Annotated in this window: 3 protein-coding genes; 2 read left to right on the plus strand and 1 reads right to left on the minus strand. The window is 60.2% G+C overall.

Annotated elements, in window-relative coordinates; genetic code table 11:
* The coding region (locus tag ACX80X_RS21080; protein ID WP_459313304.1) for a recombinase family protein at positions 1 to 352 on the plus strand (352 nt) is incomplete at its 5' end.
* A 575-nt stretch (positions 353 to 927) separates the two neighbouring features.
* On the opposite strand, the gene ACX80X_RS21085 is transcribed toward ACX80X_RS21080, so the two are convergent.
* Complete coding sequence (locus ACX80X_RS21085) at positions 928 to 1,218, minus strand: hypothetical protein (RefSeq protein ID WP_252603927.1); 291 nt, start codon at positions 1,216 to 1,218, stop codon at positions 928 to 930.
* Positions 1,219 to 1,705: 487 nt separating this feature from the next.
* Between ACX80X_RS21085 and ACX80X_RS21090 the strand changes: the two genes are divergently transcribed.
* Positions 1,706 to 2,086: a DUF485 domain-containing protein gene (locus ACX80X_RS21090; protein ID WP_252603933.1), complete on the plus strand. Its 381-nt coding sequence runs from the start codon at positions 1,706 to 1,708 to the stop codon at positions 2,084 to 2,086.
* Positions 2,087 to 2,231 lie beyond the last annotated feature (145 nt).

The following is a 2,231-nucleotide window of genomic DNA, read 5'->3' on the forward strand; positions in this document are numbered from 1 at the left end:
CAAACCACCAAAACCAGTCCGGAACTTCCCTAGCGCCAACGGCTGCACGGGATCCTACTCCACCCGTAGATTGCCCCTGGGGACACGCTCAGGAGTACTGGGCATCCTTGCCATGGTCGCGGAATTCGAAGCCGACCTGATCCGCGCACGAACCCGGGAGGGCATGGCGGTCGCCAAGGCGAAGGGCCGCCTCCGTAGGAAGCAGCCCAAGCTTTCCAAGACACAGGAAGCGCACCTGGTCTCCGTTCACCGGGCGGGGACACACACAACGGTGGAGATTGCCGAACTCTTCGCGGTAGCGCGCTCAACCGTCTACCGCGCCATCAAACGCGCTGGCGACGCCACCGTCTAGAACCGAGAGATTTCCGCCATCCGAAGCCGGAATTCGCGCCGACGCCCCTAAACGTGAATTTCCGTACCGATCCTCCTCAGACCCCGGTTCGGCGTGGGTGGCGGGGGCGAACTGGCCGCTAATGGGAATGCCCTTTGGCTGGCGTGCGGTGTTGTCGGTCATGCTCAGTCTGTGTGCGGCCGCATCCCGACAGCCACAGAGAAACTAGGTTGTGGACGTTTTGGGGCCGACCATCATGTAGAGAAAACGAATGAGGAACATCCCGGCCACAGCGAACATAAGTATCGCGAACTGGGGCCAGCCGCCGACGGCCTGGCTGCATGCCTGACCGAGTTCCGGGAAGAAGTTACGGGCGGGGACAGGGTCGAAGGCGGTCCCGCAGTATGCGTCGACGACTCCGTATTGGTTGCGGCACTGGCTTCTATACGGTGAACGGCGCTATAGATCCCAGTAGCCAGGGCCGCAGCCCCGATCAGGAACATCGCTAGCCGCATCTGCGGGGTACTAGGACCCACGAAGTAATTCGCCATGGGAGCTATTAGAGCACTCCAGTTCATGGCGAACCGGCAGTTCCATCACGTTTCGTCGTATTCGCCGGACTGGTCGGTTTCCAGGATGGCCACGACCCGGTCGAACCGCAGGAACTCTTGGCGGCCGTCGAGGTGCAGGAAATCCATCGACGGATCGTGCCCGCCGGAGAAGACGATTCGGATCTTACCGAACACCGGTGTCGGATCGGAGTAATCTCCTTTGTACAGGTAGACCGCGGCAATGCCGTTGAGCATCGGACGTTCACCGCGGTCGGCGCGCATGTGACGCAGCGCCATCGCCTTGGGGTCCTGCTCCGCCTGGTCGAGCGCCTTCATGAACGCGCCCAGATAGAAGTAGACGGCTTGGCCACGCCTCGCAAACGGCCGACACTGCGGCTGGCGTCAGGCGAGTTGCATGAGGCGAGGTCATCAAGGCAGCTGCTGGTGGCACGGCAATCTCGGCCACTTCGTCCGGCGCAGCCCGTCCGGCCCGCTTCGCTCCACAACGATCCTGACGCGCGCCCGCCCACGTGCGCGTTGATGCATGCATCGAATCCACCGTTAAACCGACACTTCCCACTGCGGTCGAACCAGGATCCTCAGCACGCCATGAGGACAGCCACGGCCTTCCAATGACTCAGCACGGGAATACGACGTTCATTGTCGCAGTCAACTCAAAAAGTTCGACGGAAGAAGACGAGACAAAGCTCACTGGTGTGGGAGAAAATGAGAAGGGCGCTGTCACGCGCCACAATGAGTGCAGCCACATTGGCCGGACGGCCGTTCGGCCGGTGTTGGCAGCAAGTCTCAATGAGGAGGAATGATGGGTAACGAAGCCCAAACTCCGGACGCAGCTGCGTCCGTGGACTTCAAGCAAGTCCAGTCGACCGAGCGGTTCCAGGAACTTCGCAAACGTCACCGCAGCTTTGTCTTTCCCATGGCCATTGCATTCCTGCTCTGGTATTTCGCATACGTCCTGCTGGCTGACTACGCCGTCGAATTCATGTCCACCAAGCTCTGGGGAAACATCAACATCGGCCTCATCCTGGGCCTGCTGCAATTTGTTTCCACGTTCGCCATTACCGGTTGGTATGTGAGCTACTCCAACCGGAAACTAGATCCGATCGCCGCCGAAATCCGCCACGAAATCGAAGGCCACGAGTTCGACAAATCCGGCAAAGCCGCGGACGGAGCAGCCAAATGATCGGGACTGTTACTGCCGTGGATGTTGCCGCGCCCAAGGGCACCGGAATTTTTCAAGTCGGTCGGTACCAGTGGGAGTTAGGCTGCTAGTTTTTCGGTGTTTTCCTTGGGTTGGTTGATCCATGCGGGCCCGGGCAGGGCCAGTA

This window comes from Pseudarthrobacter sp. MDT3-1 (assembly GCF_054510755.1).

Coding starts and splice junctions, on each gene's coding strand:
- ACX80X_RS21085 (WP_252603927.1), bottom strand. CDS start 1,218: ATGAAGGCGCTCGACCAGGCGGAGCAGGACCCCAAGGCGATGGCGCTG.
- ACX80X_RS21090 (WP_252603933.1), top strand. CDS start 1,706: ATGGGTAACGAAGCCCAAACTCCGGACGCAGCTGCGTCCGTGGACTTC.